The following is a 16,804-nucleotide window of genomic DNA, read 5'->3' as shown; positions in this document are numbered from 1 at the left end:
GTACTAGTCCTCTCATCGGGAGGTGTGCCATGGCCGCGAACATTCTCGGCTTCCCTGAACCACCATTCCCTGCAGGCAGGTCGGGAATACGGATGGCGGGTCAGGAATACGGATGACGGGGACAGCCGGGTACAGCGGAAGCAGCCCTACGAGCCCTCCGCGAGCCCGCTACGGGGTTAGTCCGGGGTTAGCTCGGGGGGGGGGTTAGTCTGGGGGTAGTCCGGCTTGGGCGCCGGTTCCACCGTCGGCAGCCGCTGCCGTCGGCCGTCGGCGGCCGTGATTCTCCGCGGCTCGGCTACCCGGTCGGCTGCCTGGGGCAGCCGCTCGGACGGCCCGCCGAGAGTTGCCGTTGTTTAATGTTGTGCGCTTTCGTTGCTTCAACACGATTGCCCGATGTCATACGGCGATGATCTGTTGTTGCGGGGGTGGACGCCAGTCGGATGATCGGCGGGGGTGCCGCCGAGGGATGCTGGGATTTCTTTGGGTCGCAGACGTGAGTGGACCGGGCGCGGGCGACCTGGCGCCCACGCCGGCGGTGAGATAGGTGTGTTGTCTGGCATGACAGTGGGTAGTGGTGGGGTTTCTGGCGACATTACCTGCCCACCTGTTGTGCCAAGGCAGTGTTCCTGTCGGTGCGGGTCGCCTATATGCGGGAGGCCGGACTCTCGGGGTCGATGGTCGACATCGACCTGTTCGGGGTAGGCGAACCGGTGGCACCGGAGCGCCCGCGCCCCCGAGGCGGGCGGTGCGACCCGCACGGACCGATCAGGCGCGACCGCCTGTCGGGCATCACTTGTCCGCAGGACCCTTCTGCACGGCTCTTCTGCGGGTCGAGGCATGTACGCGGCACAGACGGGCGGGTAGGAGTTGACTGACGGCACCTGGCGGCACCCGAGAGGACGAGGTGGACCGATGAGCCTGAGCATTCGCAACCGACTGACCGGAACCGTCACCGACATCACCGAAGGTGCGGTGATGAGCACTGTGACTGTCGACCTCTCCGGCGGGCAGACCGTCACCGCCGCGGTGACCCTTGATGCGGTCAAGGACCTCGACCTCTCGGTGGGGGCCACCGTCGAGATTCTGATCAAGTCCACCGAGGTGGCGCTGGCCACGGGCAGCGTGGATGGTCTGAGCATCCGTAACCGGCTGCGCGGCACGGTGTCCAGCCTGGAGACCGGCGGTGCCATGGCCGTCGCGCATATCGCCCTCGATGGTGGCGGCGAGCTCACCGCGGCGATCACCCTGGCCGCCGCGACCGACCTCGGTCTGGCCGCGGGTTCCTCGGTGACCGCCCTGGTCAAGTCGACGGAGGTGGCCCTCGCGGCAGCCTGACGGGGCCGGCCCCGCGCCCAACCGCGGAGTCGAGCCGGGTCTTGGTCCCGGGGCACGTTCGAACAGGGGAGAGACGCTGTGCGGGCGACCTTCATGGTGGGACGGATCGCTGGAGTCCGGATCGGGGTCCACTGGAGCGTGCTGCTCATCTTCGGCATCATCGCGTTCGGCCTCGCGCAGGGTCGCCTCCCACAGGTGTACCCGGGCCATGCCCTGGTGGTGTACTGGTTGGCGGCCCTTGCCGCCGCGGTGGTTTTCTTCGCCTCGCTGCTCGCCCACGAGGTGGCGCACGCCCTGGTGGCCCGGCGCAACGGGGTGGCCGTGGACGACATCGTGTTGTGGCTGCTGGGCGGGGTGGCCCGGCTGAAGTCGGAGGCGTCGAGCCCGGCAGCGGAGCTGCGGATCGCGGGTGTCGGCCCACTCGTCAGCCTTCTGCTGGGCGGGCTCTTCGTGCTGGGCGCCTGGCTGCTCGCCCTGGCGTCCGCGCCCGAGCTCCTGGTCGAGGTGGTGGCCTGGCTGGCGGGCATCAACCTGCTGCTCGCCGTCTTCAACGCCTTTCCCGCCGCTCCGCTCGACGGTGGGCGGCTGCTGCGCGCCTTCCTGTGGTGGCGTACGGGAGATCGGCTGCGGGCGACCGCCGGGGCTACCGCAGCCGGACGCGTCCTCGGCTGGCTGCTCGTCGTTCTGGGACTCCTCGTGTTCATGGGAGGCGGCGGATTCGGCTGGCTCTGGCTGGCCCTGATCGGCTCGTTCCTCATCGCGGCCGCCACCGCCGAGGGACGGCAGGCGCAGTTGCGCGGTGTGCTCGCCGGCGTCCCGGTACATGACGCCATGACGACGAAGCCGCTCACGGTGCCCGCGGCCCTGACCGTCGCGAACCTGCTGGCCGGCCCGCTGTACCGGTACCGGCACTCGGCGTTCCCGGTGACCGGCGAGAACGGAGCCCCGGTCGGGCTGGTGACCCTGGACGGCGCCAAGCAGGTGCCGCCGGAGAAGAGCGGCACGGTAACGGTAAGCGAGGTGATGGTGCCACTGTCGCGGACCACCATCGCGGGTCCCGACGACCCGCTGGCGGATCTGCTGCCGCGCATGGAGCCCGGCGCCGAGCACCGCGTCCTGGTGATGGACCAGGGCAGACTCGTCGGGATCCTGTCGCTGTCGGACATCAGCCGCATGGTGACGTGGCTGATGAACGCCGCCCCCGGGCCGCGCGAAGTCCCGTGACCGAATCCCACCGCCAACGCGGGCCTTCGGCTACCGCGGTTGGCGGCGGTCAGCGGAGATCGTCGGGTTCCCTGGCGGCATAGATCGCTGTTTCGGCGCGGATGGCGGCGGCCACGTTGCGGGCCGCCGCCGCGACCTCGGGGCCGAGTCCGAGGCCTGCTGAGAAGGTATGGCCGGAGATTGCGTAGATGACGAGATGCCGGGGAAGCCGGCCGAGTGTTCGGCTGATCTCGATGGTGTCCGCGAGGCCGAGCGCGTGGGTCGATGGCCCGACGAGATCCGCCGGCAGTGTGCGGTCGTTGGCCGGTAGGCGGTGCACGGTTCCGGGCGGGGCCGCGGAATGGGCGGCGTCGATGATCCAGACGGCGTCGGCCCCTTCCCAGGCGGCAAACAGTCCTGTCGGCTCGCCGGCGCATTCGACCACGTCGACGCCAGGTGGGAGCGTGCAGCGTAGCTGATGCGCGACTGCCAGGCCGACGGCGTCGTCGTGTCGGTCGGGATTGCCGATCCCGATGACGGTCAGCCGTGCTCGATGTGGAGGGTCAGGAAGTGGGTTGCACATGAGATGCAGGGGTCGTAGTTGCGGATGGCCCGTTCGCAGCGCAGGGCGAGTTCGGGCTCTGGCAGGTCCATGAAGCGTTCCACCACGCCGCGCAGGTCTTCTTCGATCGGACGTTGGTTCTGGGCGGTTGGTGGCACGATCTTTGCGTCGAGGATGGTGCCGTTGTGGTCGATCGTGTAGCGGTGGTAGAGCAGGCCGCGGGGTGCCTCCGTGACCCCGTAGCCGGTTCCCGCCCGGGGCGGGGCCTCCAGCGCGGGGGGGTCCGGGCTCGGTGTAGTCCGCGATGATCCGCAGCGCCTCGTCGGCGGCGTGGACCATCTCGATGCAGCGCACGATGATGCTGCGGTAGGGGTTGCGCTCCGGTGGGCGCAGGCCGATCTCGGCGGCGGTCTCGCGGGCGGCGGGCGCCAGGCACTGCGCGCCCAGCGCGAAGCGAGCCAGCGGTCCGGTGAGGTAGGAGCCGCCCGCGGCCAGGGTCGAGTGCAGAGCGTTCGACCAGGGCACCTGTTCTTCGGTGAAGTGCCGATCGTAGTCGGCCGGGGCGATGTCGAGGCCATCGGTGGAGGCGATCCGGCCGCGCTCAACGGGGTATTCGCCAGGTTGGTGGAGCGCGACGAAGGTCTGGTGGAGTTCGTCTTCGGGGAAGTCCAGGGCGGCGGTGAATCGGGCGGTGTCCCGGGCGATGTCTCGCGCCTGTTCCAGTTGCCCGACGAACTCGGTCAGGTCGCGCCGGCGTGGTGCCCGGTACCAGCCGCCGACCCGCGCGTTGACGGGGTGGATCGCGCGGCCGCCGATGACCGTCATGAGCGTGTTGCCGGCCTTCTTCAGCGTAAGTCCCAGCTTGACCAGGGCGGGCTGGTCCTGGGCAAGGTGTAGTGCGCTGTCGTAGCCGAGGAAGTCCGGCAGGTGCAACAGGAAGACGTGTAGCGCGTGACTCTCGATCCATTCACCGCAGTAGATGAGCCGCCGTAGGGCGGCGGGTGGGCCGGTGACCGTGATGCCACAGATCTGTTCGATGGCTGCCAGCGCGCTCATCTGGTAGGCGACCGGGCAGATGCCGCAGATCCGGGCGGTGATGTCGGGTGGCTCGGTGTAGGCCCGGCCGCGGAGGAACGCCTCGAAGAAGCGCGGCGGTTCGAAGATCTTCAGGTGGGCCTCGTCCACCCGCCCGTCGATGATCTTGATTAGCAGCCTTCCTTCGCCCTCGACCCTGGTGAGCGGGGGAGGTGCGATGGTCCTAGTCGCGCGCATCGGTCTCACCGCTTCCCGAACCCTCGCCGGGGGCGTCGCGGAACGTCGGCGCGGCGGTGTTGAACGTCCGGAACACTCGGTCGACGTTGTCCTCGTTCATCCCGAGAACCCGTAGCTGGCGGATCAACGCGGGGGTGTTGGGGCTCTCCATCGGGCCGAAACAGCCGTAGCAGCCGCGGTGATAGGCCGGGCAGATCGCACCGCATCCGGCATGCGTGACCGGGCCGAGGCACGGCGTGCCGTGCGCGACCATCACGCACACCGTCCCGCGCCGTTTGCATTCGGTGCAGACGGAGGATGAGGAGATGTTCGGGCGTCGGCGAGCGAGGAACGCGCTGATGACTTCGAGGAGCTGGCGAGGGTTGACCGGGCAGCCCTGGAGTTCGAAGTCCACCCGGACGTGCGTGGAGATCGGGGTGGAGGTCGCCAGCGTCGAGACGTACGCCGGGGTGGCGTAGACGGCCGCGAGGAAGTCGCCGACGTCGGCGAAGTTGCGGAGCGCCTGGATGCCGCCGGCGGTCGCGCAGGCGCCGATTGTGACCAGACGCCGAGACGCGGCCCGGACCTGCTGGATGCGTTCCACATCCTGTTCGGTGGTGACCGAGCCCTCGACGAGGGAGAGGTCGTAGGGACCGTCGACGGTCGCGCTGGATGCCTCCAGGAAGTAGGAGACGTCGACCTCGCCGGTGAGCGAGAGCAGCTCATCTTCGCAGTTGAGCAGGGTGAGCTGGCAGCCGTCGCAGGAGGCGAACTTCCAGACGGCGAGCCGGGGCCTGGTTGGGCTGGTCGGCGTCGGCGTCGGCATCGGCATCACAGCTCCCGGACGGCGAGCAACGGTTCCAGGCGGTCGTAGCCGCAGACCGGTCCGTCCAGGCAGAGCATCAGCGGGCCGAGCTGGCAGCGGCCGCAGTGGCCGAGGCCGCAGTGCATGTTGCGTTCCAGGGACAGGTGGATGCGGTCGGCGGGTACGCCGGCGTCGACCAGGGCCCGTGCGGTCAGCCGCATCATGATCTCGGGTCCGCAGGTGAACGCGACGGTTCTGGCCGGATCGAAACGCACGTGCGGGAGAAGGGTGGTGACGACGCCGACCCGGCCGTCCCATCCGGGCTGCGCACCGTCGACGGTCACCAGGGCTTGGAGGTCGGTGCGGTCCTGCCAACCGGCCAGCTCCCGGCGGTAGAGGATGTCCGCGGGTGTACGGGTGCCGGCGAGCACGACCACGTTGCCGTAGTCGGCGCGCCGTCGCAGGAGCTGCCGGACGACCGGCCGCAGCGGCGCCAGCCCGAGCCCGCCCGCGACCACGACGACGTCCAGCCCGGCGGCGGCGCCTACCGGCCAGCCTCGCCCAAACGGGCCACGCACCCCGAGGACGTCGCCCGGGCGGGACGCGCAGATCGCTTCCGTCACCGCGCCGACCGCTCGGACGGTGTGCACAAGCGGGCCGTCGGTACCAGCCGTCACGGAGTCGTCGACCATCACGGAGTCGTCGACCGTCGCGAGGTCATCGCCTGTCGCCGGGCCGCAGCCCGTCACGGACAAGGGGACCTCGCCGACGCCGAAAGCGTAAACCATGGTGAACTGGCCGGGTGCGGCGATGATCGGAGCGCCGGAGAGCGGTGCGAGTTCCAGGGTCCACGTGTCACCCGTCTCCTGGTGGCGGCGGGTCACCCGGAACGGCCGAGGGGTCATCTCCCCGGCCGCGCCGTCAGCCCTGGCCCGGGTTTGCGTAGACATCGAGCAGCCGCAACCGGGTGGCCTGCAGGCGCTCGATGAGCACCTGCGCAAGGTGGGACAGCACGTCGTAGCCCAGCGCCGGGTCCTGGGAGAACTTCCCGCGGAGGCAGGCACCGTCGATGGCGGTGGCGCGGACCAGCGAGAGGGCACGGGCGTCGAAATGGAGCCGGTACGGCGGGAACAGCCAGGACCAGCCCACCACATTGCCGGCTCCGACGGTCTCGATGGGGACCAGACCCCGGGTCGGGACGAAGGTTTCGATCGCGACCGTGCCGTGCCGGATGACGTAGAGGGTGTCGGCCGGGTCGCCTTCCCGCAGGAGTACGTCGCCCGGGCGGAAGACGGCGTGCCGGGCGCACCCGGCGAGGAGGGCGAGGTGGTCCGGGTGCATACCGGCGAAGACGCCGACCTCGCCGAGCGGTGCCTCAACCGACGTCATCGCCGGCCGCGGAGTTCGCCCGAATGGCGGTCAGTTCCTCGGTGACGTCGATGCCGACGGGGCACCAGGTGATGCACCGTCCGCAGCCGACGCATCCGGACGTTCCGAACTGGTCGTGCCAGGTGCCGAACTTGTGGGTCAACCACTGGCGGTAACGGGAGCGTCCGGAGGCACGGACGTTACCGCCGTGGATGTAGGAGTGGTCCAGCGAGAAGCAGGACTCCCAGCTGCGCCAGCGCTCCGCCTCACTTCCGGTGAGGTCGCTGACGTCCTCCACCGAGGTACAGAAGCAGGTTGGACACACCATTGTGCAGTTGCCGCAGCTCAGGCACCGCTGCGCCACCTCGTCCCACCGTGGATGTTCGAGGTTGTCCGCGAGCAGGTCACGCAGGTCGGCCGCGTCGACGGTGCGTCCCATCCGGCCGGCCGCCCCGTCCACGGCGGCTTGGGCCGCGCTACGGTCGGCGGCTTCGGCCGGGCGCCCGGCCAGCTCGCCCAGTATCTCGACGCCCCGAGGGGTGCCCGCCTCGACGAGCAACCGGTGGTCACTGGCCAGGATTTCGCTGAGGACCAGGTCGTAGCCCTCCCGCACCGCCGGGCCCGTGTTCATCGACACGCAGAAGCAGGTCCCACCCGGCTCGTGGCAGTTCACCGCGACGATGAACACATCGCGGCGGCGAGCAGCGTAGTCGCGGTCGGCGTGGCGCCCCCCGAGCAGGATCCGGTCCTGGATCGCGATGGCCTGCAGCTCACAGGAACGGACGCCGAGGAATGCCACCGCTGCCCGCGGTAGCGGTTCCTCCGCCACCTCGAAGCCGCCACCGCCGAAGCCGCCATCGCCGTGGCGGCGGGTCTTCAGCAGGCGCAGCCGGGGCGGCAGCAGGTTCTGCTTCCACGAATGCGGCCCCACCGCGTAACCGAACAGCGCCGCGTCGCGACGACGCTCGAGCCGGTAACGACCCGCCTCCTGGACATCGGTCCACCCCGCCGGGAGCTGCGCCGCGCTACTGATCTCGTCGTAGACGATCGCGCCGTCCCGCACCGTCGGGCCGACGACCTGGTACCCGCGTGCACGCAGCACATCGACGAGCGTCCCGAGCACCGCCGGCTCGACGATGAGCTCGGCCACACCTGCGTTCGTCACCCCACCCTCCACCCCCCGGACGGCGATAACCTTCTGTAGTGAGTTCCATACCCCTGGGTGCCGTCGGGGAACATGCGCTTCAGATGGGGATCTCCGCCCTGGTAGCGGTGGACGCTGCGGACGGCCCGACCGCGATCCGCGCCACCGGCGGCGGGTTGTCGACCGGGCCGTGCTGGACCGGGCCTTGCTGGGATGTGCCTGTCCTCCTGGCGCCGCGGCGGCTGGAGTCGAAGACTGGACGGTATGAAGTCGTCGGCTGATCCCTGGGATAGGCCGGTACGGGTCGTCGGTGCCGCCGGTGGGGTGCTGTGGCGGCCCACGCGGGACGGGCGGCAGATCGCGGTCGTGCACCGGCCGCGGTATGACGACTGGTCCCTGCCCAAGGGCAAGCTGCGCCGGCGAGAACATCCGTTGCTCGGCGCGTTGCGGGAGGTCGAGGAGGAGACTGGTTGCCGGGCCAGGCTCGGGCCCCCGCTCGGCGAGTACCGCTACCTGACGGACGGCGGCAGGACGGTGAAGGCGGTCCGGTACTGGGGGATGCAGGCCCGTTCCGGCACGTTCGTCCCCACCCGGGAGGTGGACAGGCTTGCCTGGCTGGCGAAGGGGGAGGCGGCTCGCCGGGTCAGCTACGACACCGACCGCCAGGTGCTCGCCGAGTTTGGTCGGCTGCCGGCGCCGACGGCCGCGCTCGTCGTCATCCGCCACGTTCGGGCCGCCCACCATCGGCGCTGGGACGGGCCCGACCAGCTACGCCCGCTCGACGAGCGCGGCCGGGCCCAGGCGAGCGCACTGGTGCCGCTGCTGACCAGCCTGGGGATTCGCCTGCTGATCAGCGCCGACCTACCCTGCTGCACCGCCACGCTCGCCCCGTACGCGCACACGGCCGGGCTCGCCATCGAACCGGAGCCGACGCTGGCGGACACCGGATATCCCGGATCGGAGGCGAGGGTGGTCGCTACCTTGATGGGGCTGGCGGCGTCCGGGACGCCGCCAGCGGTCTGTAGCCAGCGCACCATCATTGCCGACCTGCTCCGACGACTCCTGGACGGCTGGTGCTGGCCGATTCCGGACCAGCTCGGGGTACGGGAAGGCGGCTTCTGGCTGCTGCACTGCCATCCCGGCAGGCTGGTCGCAGCGGAACGTCACGATCCCGTAGCATGATTCGCCTGACGGTGCGTGTTCGTCACGCATGCAGAGCTGAACCCGTCATCCTTTTCAGCCGGTGCCGCTTTTCAGCCGGTGCCGCTGCGGGCCTCCTCGGGAGGGTGGCGGACCTCGGAGTCCGGTCCCGGGTAGACGAAGCTGACGTGCCCGGTGTCGGACCAGCGGACAGTGAACGGGGGGTCGCCGGCCGGCGAGCGCACCTCAAGGATCTCCCCAATGCGGTCCGGTTGCGTGACGGTGGGACGGTGGACAACCAGGGTGTCGCCGGGATGGGCGCGCATCGCCTTACGTCGGGGCGGCAGTCCGGGCGCCGGCTCGACGGGCTCCTCGCCGGTGGTAGCCAGCGGTGGGGCCTCGCGGTGGGGGGCAAAGACCTCATCGGCGAGCGGGTGTACCAGCTCGGCCATCTCATGCTCGGTGCGGATGAGCAGATCGTCGACGGACAGCAGGCCGACGAGCCGGCGGCCGTCGACGACCGGGAGCCGGCGGATCGCGTGGTCACGGAAGATTTCGTAGGCCCGTTCGAGGTCGACGCCGGACGGCACGGTGATGACCTCGGTGGTCATGAGGGCGTCGATCCGGCTGTCCGTCAGGATACCGCGGGCAACGCCACGTAGCACGATGTCGCGGTCGGTGACGATCCCGACCAGGCGATCGTTCTCCATGACGAGGAGCGCGCCCACGCCCTGCCGTTCCATCTGCGCCGCCGCGTCCCGGATCGTGGTGGACCGCTCCACGGTGACCGGCCGCCGGACGATCGTGCTACGGATGTCGGCCATGCTTACCCCCTCCAGGAAGGTGCTTACCCCTGATGGTGACTCCTGGCTCCCCACACGGGAGGAGAAGCGGGCCGGCACCCGGGTGGGTAATAACGTCGCCCGGGGCCGCAGTCGGCCGGAGAGCTCGGGCCCTGCGACCGGGCATCGTCGGGCGTCAGCCCTGCTCAACTGTGATCTTCCGGCCGGACATCTCGGCTGGCTCGACCGGAACGCGGACTTCCAGGATGCCGTCCTTATAGGTCGCGGCTGCCCGGTCCGCCTTCGCCCCGGGCGGAAGCGCCACGGAACGACTGAACGCGCCATAGCGGAACTCGGTGCGGTACCCGCCGAGAGCCTTCTGACTTCTCGCCTCGTGCCGTTCGGAGTGTACCGCCAGCGTCCCTTCGGAGACGGTGACATCGAGGTCTTTGTCTGGGTCGACGTCGGGGATCTCGGCGCGCAGGACGTAGGCGTCGTCCTCGGTGTACTCCTCGACCGGAACGTCAGCCCCGCGCCGGCCGACCAGCTCCGCCGCGGACGTCCGTGCCTGCGACCAGGGCAGACCCAACAGATCGAACCAGTTCCGCCGGGGACGCTGGCGTTCCATGCTCGCCATCTGGTTGCTCCTTCCTGGCGGCCGGCGGCTGCCCGGCCCAGCCGGCACCGCACACGCCCGCCTGCCGGACGCCGCCGGCCCGGTGTAGACGGGTCCAGATTCCACCGGATGAGCGTCGCCAGACGGTCACCGAGTCGCGCGGATAGGGTCACAATCTTCTCTTCTCCATAGAAGAATGCAGATCGTCACCTAGTGTGTCCTGTCTGACCACTTTCAGTCTCTACCCACGCTTGGCTCGCCCGAACCACAGACCGGCCAGCTCCAGGCCCACGACGGGTTAGCTCACCCCGGCCGCTCCACCTCGACAGGACGCCGATGATCGCCATCTATCCGCTCAGCCCGATCGCACACAGCTGCGGGCTGGATATCACCGCGTTGAGCTACCAGGACGGGCCCGGGAGTGAGGGGTTCGTCGAGGGGTTCGTCGCGGTGCAGCCGGTTCGCTTGGCCGTTACCGCGAATCAGAACAGAATGCGATCATCTACTTACTAGACGTAACCTACCTCACGTACGAGGCTGAACAGGGTGGGCACGTGGAAGGCGATCAGGTGGAAGCTGATTTCGTCCCGCAGGCGGAGATCGTCGTCGGGATCGACGGATCCGCGGACGCCGAGCGGGCGTTGCGCTGGGCGGTGGACGCTGCACGACTGCGGGACGCTCGCGTACGGGCGGTGCTGGTGTGGGCGGCCGCCGAACCACCGCACGAGGCGATCGAAGCCGCCGCCGGCCACGTCCCCGGAGCACCCGTGCTGGACGGCGCAGTGGCTGCTACACGATGTCGTGGAGCGGGTCCGCAAGGACGAACCGGCGGCGCGGATCTTCGAACGGACCGTCTACGGGGCCCCGGTACAGATGCTGCTGGCCGAGTCCGACCGGGCGGCCATGCTCGTCCTCGGCGCCCATGGGGCAAGCCGGACGCAGCGGAGGCTGACCGGCTCGGTCAGCCTCGCCTGCGTGCACGACGCGGCGGTCCCGGTCGTGGTTGTCCACGGCGAGCGGGGCAGGAGCCGGCCCGGCCCCGTCGTCGTCGGGGTGGACGGGTCCGCCGCCTCGGTGGACGCGCTGGCCTGGGCCGCAGGCGAGGCAGCGATGCGCCGGGCTCCACTGCGCGTCGTGCATGTGTGGGAGCCGCTGCCGGCAACCCTCACCGGGCGGGTGGGCCTCGGCGACGAGGCGTTTCGCGATGCCGCGCAGGCTGTTCTGGACGAGTCAGCGAACGCGGGCCTGGCCGGCTGGGAGGGCATCGGGGTGGAAACCGGCCTGATTGTGGGCAACGCCGCCTACGGCCTGATCAACGCGGCGGCGCGCGCCCAGCTGCTTGTGGTGGGCGCCCGGGGCCGCGGCGGCTTCGCCGAGTTGCTGCTCGGTTCCACCAGCTCCCAGTGCGTGCTGCATGCCGCCTGCCCGGTCGCCGTCGTTCGCCCGCCGCGCCGGCGTCACCGAAGCTGACGGCCGGGCCGCGGGGGAAGTCACCGGCGAACGAGGTACCGGCCCGGCAGAGCGGGCAGGCACAGTAGTGACCAAAGCTTCACCGTATGCTTTCGCCTGGATCAGGGTTTCGATATGAAACTGCTCGCTACGCGGCACCGGGCATCCCTCCACCTGGCACCCGCTACCCCCGCACCGCCCGACGCCTCCCGCCCGGGCCCGTCCCGCACGGCCGTGTCCGCAGCCGACCTCGGGCTGCTGCTGCTCCGGATGACCTTCGGTCTTCTGCTCGCCGGGCACGGCGCGCAGAAGCTCTTCGGCCTGTTCGGCGGCCACGGCCTCACCGCGACCGGCAAGGGATTCGCCCAGCTGGGTTACCACCCCGGCACCTTCTTCGCCGGGCTGGCCGGCGCGTCCGAGTTCCTCGGCGGCCTCGGCCTGGCGGTGGGCCTGCTGACTCCGTTGGCGGCCGCGGCCGTGATCGGCGTGATGATCAACGCAATGATCGTGACCGCACCGAACGGACTGTGGGAAACCGACGGCGGCATGGAGTACCCGCTGTGCATCGCGGTGGTCGCGATCACGGTGGCGGCGGTCGGTGCCGGGCGGCTGGCGCTCGACCGCCTCTTCCGGCGGCGCGACGGCGGGCTGCCCGAGGCGGCCTTCGCCCTCGGCCTCGGCGGCATCAGCGCCGCCATCGTGCTGGCGGTCTAGACCGAACTTACGTGATCATTCTCTGCTGAAAGCGGCCGTGGCCAGGGCGTTCGAAGAGTTCGAGTCGGCACGCTCGAACCAGCGTTCGAAAGTAGACCTACGTTTCCGACAACAACCACTCTTCCCTAGGGCCTGCAGACCACTGTCGCCCGTAAACGTAGCCAAACGACGACTCATTACCGTACTCTTACCTGTGACATAAGGTGAGGGAGTAGTGACGTGCTTTTGGATGGACCGGCAGCGCGCATCCCCGCCACCGCTGCGTCGACCGTCGGCACGTCGACAGCCCATCCGCCGACGACCGCCTCGTCGACGCGAGACGCCGACCCGCTGCCAGAACCGTCGGCCCTCGGTCAAGCTGTCCTGCTCGGGATGGAGATCGACGGAGTCCAGCGACAGATCCAGCACCTGACCGACGTGCTGAAGCAGTTACGCCGCCACCGCCAGCACTGGGAAGCCGGTGACCGGGCCGAGCAGAGTGTGGTCCGAGTGCTGGTCGGTATGGACGACGCAGGGTGGCACGTGCTGCCGGACCGACGGTGGCCAGGCACCCGCCGGGCCAACATCGACGTGATCGTGGTGGGGCCTGGCGGAGTCTTCGTGGTAGACGTGAAGAACTGGCGAGAGATCACCGTCGAACGCGGCCGGTTATGGCGTGGCGACGCCGGCGCGGACGACGACGTCCGCAAACTTCTGGATCAGACCGTAGCGGTGGAGGAGGTGCTGGTAGAGGCAGGTCTGCCACCGACCGAGGTGGTTCCGCTGCTGGTTCTGGCCAGGCGGAAAAACGTCCGGGCACAACTCGACCGGGTGACGGTGCTCGGCGAGCAGGACCTAACCCGCGACCTGGCGCGTCGTGGCGCACGCCTGGCACCGGACCTCGTTGAACAACTACTGGACCGTCTGGCACGCGGTTGCCCGCCGATGCCCCGCGCCACCGCCACCGCCACGGTCGTCACGGTCACCGAGGCGCCGACCTCACGGTCTGTCCGCCGTCCGGTCGCGCGCCGGGCAGGTCCCTCTTCGAACGGTACGGCCGCGACCGAAAGCCCAGCCGCTATCGAGCGTCCCACTCGGGCCTACTGTCCAGCTCCGGCCGGGCGTCCGATTTCTTCCGAGCCGCTGTCACCGCCCGAGCAATCGGTTCCACCAGATCAGGATGCACTGCTGAGCCGCGAGGAGCTGTGGCAAGAACTTCTCGACGCCGCCGCCCGGGAGCCGATCGAGACGTGGATGACCTGGCTGCACCCGACGCAGGCCCGCCTGGCCGGCCGGCAGTGGTCGGGTCCGGCCCGCGTCCGCGGCGCGGCCGGTACCGGCAAGACGGTCGTCGCGTTGCACCGCGCCAAGTATCTGGCCGCCCGCGGGAACGGGTGTTGTTTACCTCGCTGGTGCGCACGCTGGGGCCGGTCTACCGCGCCCTGCTGACCCGGATGGCCCCCGAGCACGTCGACCGGATCGAGTTCGCCACCGTCCACGCCGTCGCCGCACGTTGTCTTCGCGAACACGGCTTGGCAGACCGACACCAGCAGGAGGCCGCCGACACCTGTTTCTGGCGCGCCTGGGGGCAGGTCGGGCAGTTCTCGGTTCTGCCCGGGCTCGGCCTGGCTCCCGGGTACTGGAAGGACGAGATCGCGACAGTCGTCAAGGGCCGAGGCCTGACCGACTTCGAGCAGTACGCCAAGCTGGCACGCGTCGGGCGCAGCACTCCCTTGCAACCGACCCACCGACGTGCGGTGTGGGAGCTGTACGAACGGTACGAGCAGCTCTGGACAGAGCGCGGCGTCCTCGATCGCGACGACGTGCTGCTCCTGGCTCGCGACCTGGTGCGCGAGAGTTCCGACACCCGGTACGACGCGGTGATCGTTGACGAGATACAGGACCTGACGTGCGTCGGTCTGCAACTGCTGCATGCCTTCGTCGGCGACAAGCCGGACGGCCTGCTCGTGGTCGGCGATGGCCAGCAGTCCATCTATCCCGGCGGTTTCACCCTCGCCGAGGCCGGCGTCGCCGTCGTCGGACGCTCCACCGTGCTCGGGAGAAACTACCGTAATCGCGAGAAGATCCTGCGCTACGCCCAGGCGGTAGTCGCCGACGACAGCTTCGACGACCTCGACGGCGTCCAGGAACGCGGGCGGCGCGAGGTCAACGTCGACCGGCCGGGAGGCGAGATCCGCGAGGTCACGGTGTCGGGCACCGTGGCGCAGGATGCGGCGCTCTGCGAACACCTCGTGGAATTCCATGACAATCGGAACGTCCGTTACGGCGATATGGCGGTGCTCGTGCCGACGAACGCCGCGGCTGCGCGGTGGCTGCGCGTCCTCACCGATCGGGGCATTCCAGCGGTTTCCCTCAAGGAATATGACGGAACCAGCTGTGAGGCGGTCAAGGTCGGGACGTACCACCGAGTCAAGAGCCTCGACTTCGCCCACGTCTGTATTCCCGACCGCAACCTCTTCCCGAAGCCGTGGCGGCCGTCCGAGTCGGCCGACGCGTTTCGCGAGCGTACCCAGTTGGAACGCCGACAGATGTATGTGGCCATCACGAGGGCACGAGACAGCGTGTGGGCCGGTATTCGCGAGGTACCCGACTCGGACCACTCGATCCCCGCCGAGATCGGGCACAGCTCCAGGTAGGAACTCTGGAACGATCCCGCTTTCGTGGTCAGCACGTCCCCGACAACGAACTACGACATCTACGAGTACCTGCGGGTCGGCAACGGGATCGGCCCGGTGCACCGGTCATTCCTGCGGTTTGACACCAACGCGATCGAGGGCAAGCACGTCACCGCCGCGACGCTGAAGCCGCCGCGGACCCGACGCTCGACCGCCGTGCGGGCCGGTGCCCGGCCCTCCGACGGGCCGCTCCACCCAGGGATCCCGTGTGTACACAATTCCGGGTCCGCTTCGAAGCTGGTCAGCCCTGGCCTGTGGACAGAGATTGACTCGAATTTCCTGCGCATCCGGGCCTCCTTCCCGACCCGACCCGCGATTACGCCTTAGGAGTCGAAATGAAATAACTTGCGCGTTTCGAACCCTCCACAGGCCTGTGACCTGTGGAGGGTTCGAAACGCGCAAGTTATTTCATTTCGACTCCTAACTGGGTTGATATATTTAGGTAATATCCGCGCGCCACCGTCTCCGGCATGTGACGCTACGTACGCGAGGTGCGATTCCATCACTAGCTCTGGGGGGAGAGGTGTTGTGGCGCTCATGCCTGTGACTCGGATGGTTGAACGGCCCCATCCGGAACAGGGAATACGGAGATCAAGGAAGCGATCGTTCCTGTCTATTGAGACGTCCACGCACCCGTTTACTGGTCCGATCGGGTAGAAAAATTGGCCAGGAGTGCGGCCGGCAGTCGAGAAAATTCCGGCCGGAACGTGCGGTGTTCTCTCCACGCCGGCACACGCAGAGATGCCTCCTGCTGACTCCTGTTTGCCGATGGCCAGGTTTTTCTCGAAACCATACAAACCTACTCCAGCCAGGAGAGGTTTCCCACACAAAATAGAATGGAGAAGACCATGGCGGAAATTGACCTCGGATTGGCCGCGGACTGGGATGAGGGCGACACCCACGGCCGAATCAGGTTGAGGCAGAACCAGAATTACCCGAACTCGCCCAAGAAGGATGTGCTCATCAGCTCGCCGGTGAGCATCGAACTCTCGGTCAACACAAACTACTCCACCTCCCAGGAAGCCGACAAGATCTTCTTCACGACCCACCACGGCAACCAGAAAAAGATCATCGCAATACTGGACTCCAACGGAGACCTCTACATCGCTGGCCGCGTGATCGAAGGGCAGTCGAACCTGTCCTACGAGTAGCCCGACAGCTCGGGGTGGGCCGGCGCCGCCGCGCCCACCCCGGCACGGACGTCGCTGCCGTGCTCGCCCCGCTGGGTCTGCGGCTGTCAGCAGCCAAGACCCGGGTAGTGCACACGAGCGACGGGTTCGACTTCCTGGGGTTCCGCATCCAGCGGCGCCGCAAGCGAGGCACGAACCAGTGGTACGTCTACACCTGCATCCCTGACCGGCCCCTCAAGGCGGTGAAGGAAAAGAGCGGCCACCCGATGAGCGTCACGTTCAGCCCGACGATGCCGCTGGTCGCCACCGGGGGTACCGACACCACCGTCCGGCTGTGGCAGCTGGCGTTCCCCGACCCGCCGCGGCTCGTCGCCGCCGTCGGCTACGGCCGGCGGATCAACCAGCAGTGGGCGCGGGCGGTGGCGTTCAGCCCGGACGGCACCCTGCTGGCCACCGCCGGCGCCGACCGCGTCACCGTCCTCTGGGACTTGTAAGCGCGTCCGGGACCTGTGAGCGCGTCCGGGACCTGTGGGTGCCGTAAGTGTCCCGGATCCGGGGCACTCCACCTGCGGACAACCCGGTGGCCGCTGCCAATGGTCCGATTTCGCAACAGTCGCGGGAGCTGCACGC

15 protein-coding genes and 4 pseudogenes are annotated in these 16,804 nt (G+C 68.9%); 10 read left to right on the top strand and 9 right to left on the bottom strand.

What is annotated here, in order from left to right; translation table 11 throughout:
- Positions 1 to 912: 912 nt before the first annotated feature.
- Positions 913 to 1,335 (top strand): TOBE domain-containing protein, encoded by a 423-nt coding sequence (locus AC08OU_RS12580; protein ID WP_462187578.1) that lies wholly within the window; start codon positions 913 to 915, stop codon positions 1,333 to 1,335.
- Positions 1,336 to 1,413: 78 nt separating this feature from the next.
- Positions 1,414 to 2,559, top strand: coding sequence for a site-2 protease family protein (locus tag AC08OU_RS12575; RefSeq protein WP_476600009.1), 1,146 nt, complete (start codon positions 1,414 to 1,416; stop codon positions 2,557 to 2,559).
- Between the two features lie 49 nt (positions 2,560 to 2,608).
- On the opposite strand, the pseudogene AC08OU_RS12570 reads toward AC08OU_RS12575, so the two are convergent.
- The 7 genes and pseudogenes from AC08OU_RS12570 to AC08OU_RS12540 form a co-directional block, all read right to left on the bottom strand.
- Positions 2,609 to 3,064 (bottom strand): annotated as a pseudogene (locus tag AC08OU_RS12570) (hydrogenase maturation protease); the annotation flags it as partial.
- A gap of 14 nt (positions 3,065 to 3,078) precedes the next feature.
- Positions 3,079 to 3,678 (bottom strand): nickel-dependent hydrogenase large subunit, encoded by a 600-nt coding sequence (locus AC08OU_RS12565; RefSeq protein WP_476600029.1) that lies wholly within the window; start codon positions 3,676 to 3,678, stop codon positions 3,079 to 3,081.
- A gap of 370 nt (positions 3,679 to 4,048) precedes the next feature.
- Positions 4,049 to 4,372 (bottom strand): annotated as a pseudogene (locus AC08OU_RS12560) (nickel-dependent hydrogenase large subunit); the annotation flags it as partial.
- Entirely contained in the window at positions 4,359 to 5,177 is an 819-nt protein-coding gene (locus AC08OU_RS12555; protein WP_476604938.1) for an NADH-quinone oxidoreductase subunit B family protein, read from the bottom strand. The pseudogene AC08OU_RS12560 and the gene AC08OU_RS12555, both read right to left, overlap by 14 nt.
- Positions 5,178 to 5,182: 5 nt before the next feature.
- Positions 5,183 to 6,106: an FAD/NAD(P)-binding protein gene (locus AC08OU_RS12550; protein WP_462187582.1), complete on the bottom strand. Its 924-nt coding sequence runs from the start codon at positions 6,104 to 6,106 to the stop codon at positions 5,183 to 5,185.
- The gene (locus tag AC08OU_RS12545) at positions 6,078 to 6,545 is read right to left on the bottom strand and encodes a cyclic nucleotide-binding domain-containing protein (protein WP_462187583.1); all 468 of its coding nucleotides are present in this window, start codon (positions 6,543 to 6,545) and stop codon (positions 6,078 to 6,080) included. Before AC08OU_RS12545 ends, AC08OU_RS12550 begins: the two co-directional genes overlap by 29 nt.
- Complete coding sequence (locus AC08OU_RS12540) at positions 6,532 to 7,689, bottom strand: 4Fe-4S dicluster domain-containing protein (RefSeq protein WP_476600013.1); 1,158 nt, start codon at positions 7,687 to 7,689, stop codon at positions 6,532 to 6,534. The genes AC08OU_RS12545 and AC08OU_RS12540 overlap by 14 nt, the downstream gene beginning before the upstream one ends.
- A 243-nt stretch (positions 7,690 to 7,932) precedes the next feature.
- On the opposite strand from AC08OU_RS12540, the gene AC08OU_RS12535 reads away from it, so the two are divergent.
- Positions 7,933 to 8,850, top strand: a complete 918-nt coding sequence (locus AC08OU_RS12535) for an NUDIX domain-containing protein (protein ID WP_476600015.1) — start codon at positions 7,933 to 7,935, stop codon at positions 8,848 to 8,850.
- 71 nt (positions 8,851 to 8,921) lie between these two features.
- Here the strand turns inward: AC08OU_RS12535 and AC08OU_RS12530 are convergent, their stop codons facing one another.
- Together AC08OU_RS12530 and AC08OU_RS12525 are read right to left on the bottom strand one after the other, a co-directional pair.
- Positions 8,922 to 9,632, bottom strand: a complete 711-nt coding sequence (locus tag AC08OU_RS12530; protein ID WP_476600017.1) for a DUF1918 domain-containing protein — start codon at positions 9,630 to 9,632, stop codon at positions 8,922 to 8,924.
- A gap of 154 nt (positions 9,633 to 9,786) precedes the next feature.
- Positions 9,787 to 10,227 (bottom strand): Hsp20/alpha crystallin family protein, encoded by a 441-nt coding sequence (locus AC08OU_RS12525; protein ID WP_476600019.1) that lies wholly within the window; start codon positions 10,225 to 10,227, stop codon positions 9,787 to 9,789.
- 533 nt (positions 10,228 to 10,760) lie between these two features.
- Between AC08OU_RS12525 and AC08OU_RS12520 the strand changes: the two are divergent.
- The 7 genes and pseudogenes from AC08OU_RS12520 to AC08OU_RS12490 form a co-directional block, all read left to right on the top strand.
- Positions 10,761 to 10,889, top strand: a pseudogene (locus tag AC08OU_RS12520) (universal stress protein); the annotation flags it as partial.
- A gap of 118 nt (positions 10,890 to 11,007) precedes the next feature.
- On the top strand, positions 11,008 to 11,676 hold the full coding sequence (locus AC08OU_RS12515) for a universal stress protein (protein WP_476600021.1): 669 nt from the start codon (positions 11,008 to 11,010) through the stop codon (positions 11,674 to 11,676).
- A 114-nt stretch (positions 11,677 to 11,790) separates the two neighbouring features.
- The gene (locus AC08OU_RS12510; protein ID WP_476593027.1) at positions 11,791 to 12,369 is read left to right on the top strand and encodes a DoxX family protein; all 579 of its coding nucleotides are present in this window, start codon (positions 11,791 to 11,793) and stop codon (positions 12,367 to 12,369) included.
- Positions 12,370 to 12,588: 219 nt separating this feature from the next.
- Positions 12,589 to 15,005: pseudogene (locus tag AC08OU_RS12505) on the top strand (UvrD-helicase domain-containing protein).
- A 24-nt stretch (positions 15,006 to 15,029) separates the two neighbouring features.
- The gene (locus AC08OU_RS12500; protein WP_476600023.1) at positions 15,030 to 15,371 is read left to right on the top strand and encodes a hypothetical protein; all 342 of its coding nucleotides are present in this window, start codon (positions 15,030 to 15,032) and stop codon (positions 15,369 to 15,371) included.
- 521 nt (positions 15,372 to 15,892) lie between these two features.
- Complete coding sequence (locus AC08OU_RS12495; protein ID WP_476600025.1) at positions 15,893 to 16,195, top strand: DUF6342 family protein; 303 nt, start codon at positions 15,893 to 15,895, stop codon at positions 16,193 to 16,195.
- Between the two features lie 59 nt (positions 16,196 to 16,254).
- Complete coding sequence (locus AC08OU_RS12490; protein ID WP_462187592.1) at positions 16,255 to 16,668, top strand: WD40 repeat domain-containing protein; 414 nt, start codon at positions 16,255 to 16,257, stop codon at positions 16,666 to 16,668.
- The last annotated feature ends 136 nt before the right edge of the window (positions 16,669 to 16,804 follow it).

This window comes from Frankia sp. CcMO1, assembly GCF_977945845.1.
Note: the sequence above shows the minus strand (reverse complement) of the source record. Positions and strands in the feature narration are given on the sequence as shown.

Excerpts from the sequence above, each read along its gene's own strand:
- AC08OU_RS12580 (WP_462187578.1), top strand. The coding sequence starts at position 913 with ATGAGCCTGAGCATTCGCAACCGACTGACCGGAACCGTCACCGACATC.
- AC08OU_RS12565 (WP_476600029.1), bottom strand. The coding sequence starts at position 3,678 with ATGGCCTCGACATCGCCCCGGCCGACTACGATCGGCACTTCACCGAAG.
- AC08OU_RS12555 (WP_476604938.1), bottom strand. The coding sequence starts at position 5,177 with ATGCCGACGCCGACGCCGACCAGCCCAACCAGGCCCCGGCTCGCCGTC.
- AC08OU_RS12550 (WP_462187582.1), bottom strand. The coding sequence starts at position 6,106 with ATGTCTACGCAAACCCGGGCCAGGGCTGACGGCGCGGCCGGGGAGATG.
- AC08OU_RS12545 (WP_462187583.1), bottom strand. The coding sequence starts at position 6,545 with ATGACGTCGGTTGAGGCACCGCTCGGCGAGGTCGGCGTCTTCGCCGGT.
- AC08OU_RS12535 (WP_476600015.1), top strand. The coding sequence starts at position 7,933 with ATGAAGTCGTCGGCTGATCCCTGGGATAGGCCGGTACGGGTCGTCGGT.
- AC08OU_RS12530 (WP_476600017.1), bottom strand. The coding sequence starts at position 9,632 with ATGGCCGACATCCGTAGCACGATCGTCCGGCGGCCGGTCACCGTGGAG.
- AC08OU_RS12525 (WP_476600019.1), bottom strand. The coding sequence starts at position 10,227 with ATGGCGAGCATGGAACGCCAGCGTCCCCGGCGGAACTGGTTCGATCTG.
- AC08OU_RS12510 (WP_476593027.1), top strand. The coding sequence starts at position 11,791 with ATGAAACTGCTCGCTACGCGGCACCGGGCATCCCTCCACCTGGCACCC.
- AC08OU_RS12495 (WP_476600025.1), top strand. The coding sequence starts at position 15,893 with ATGGCGGAAATTGACCTCGGATTGGCCGCGGACTGGGATGAGGGCGAC.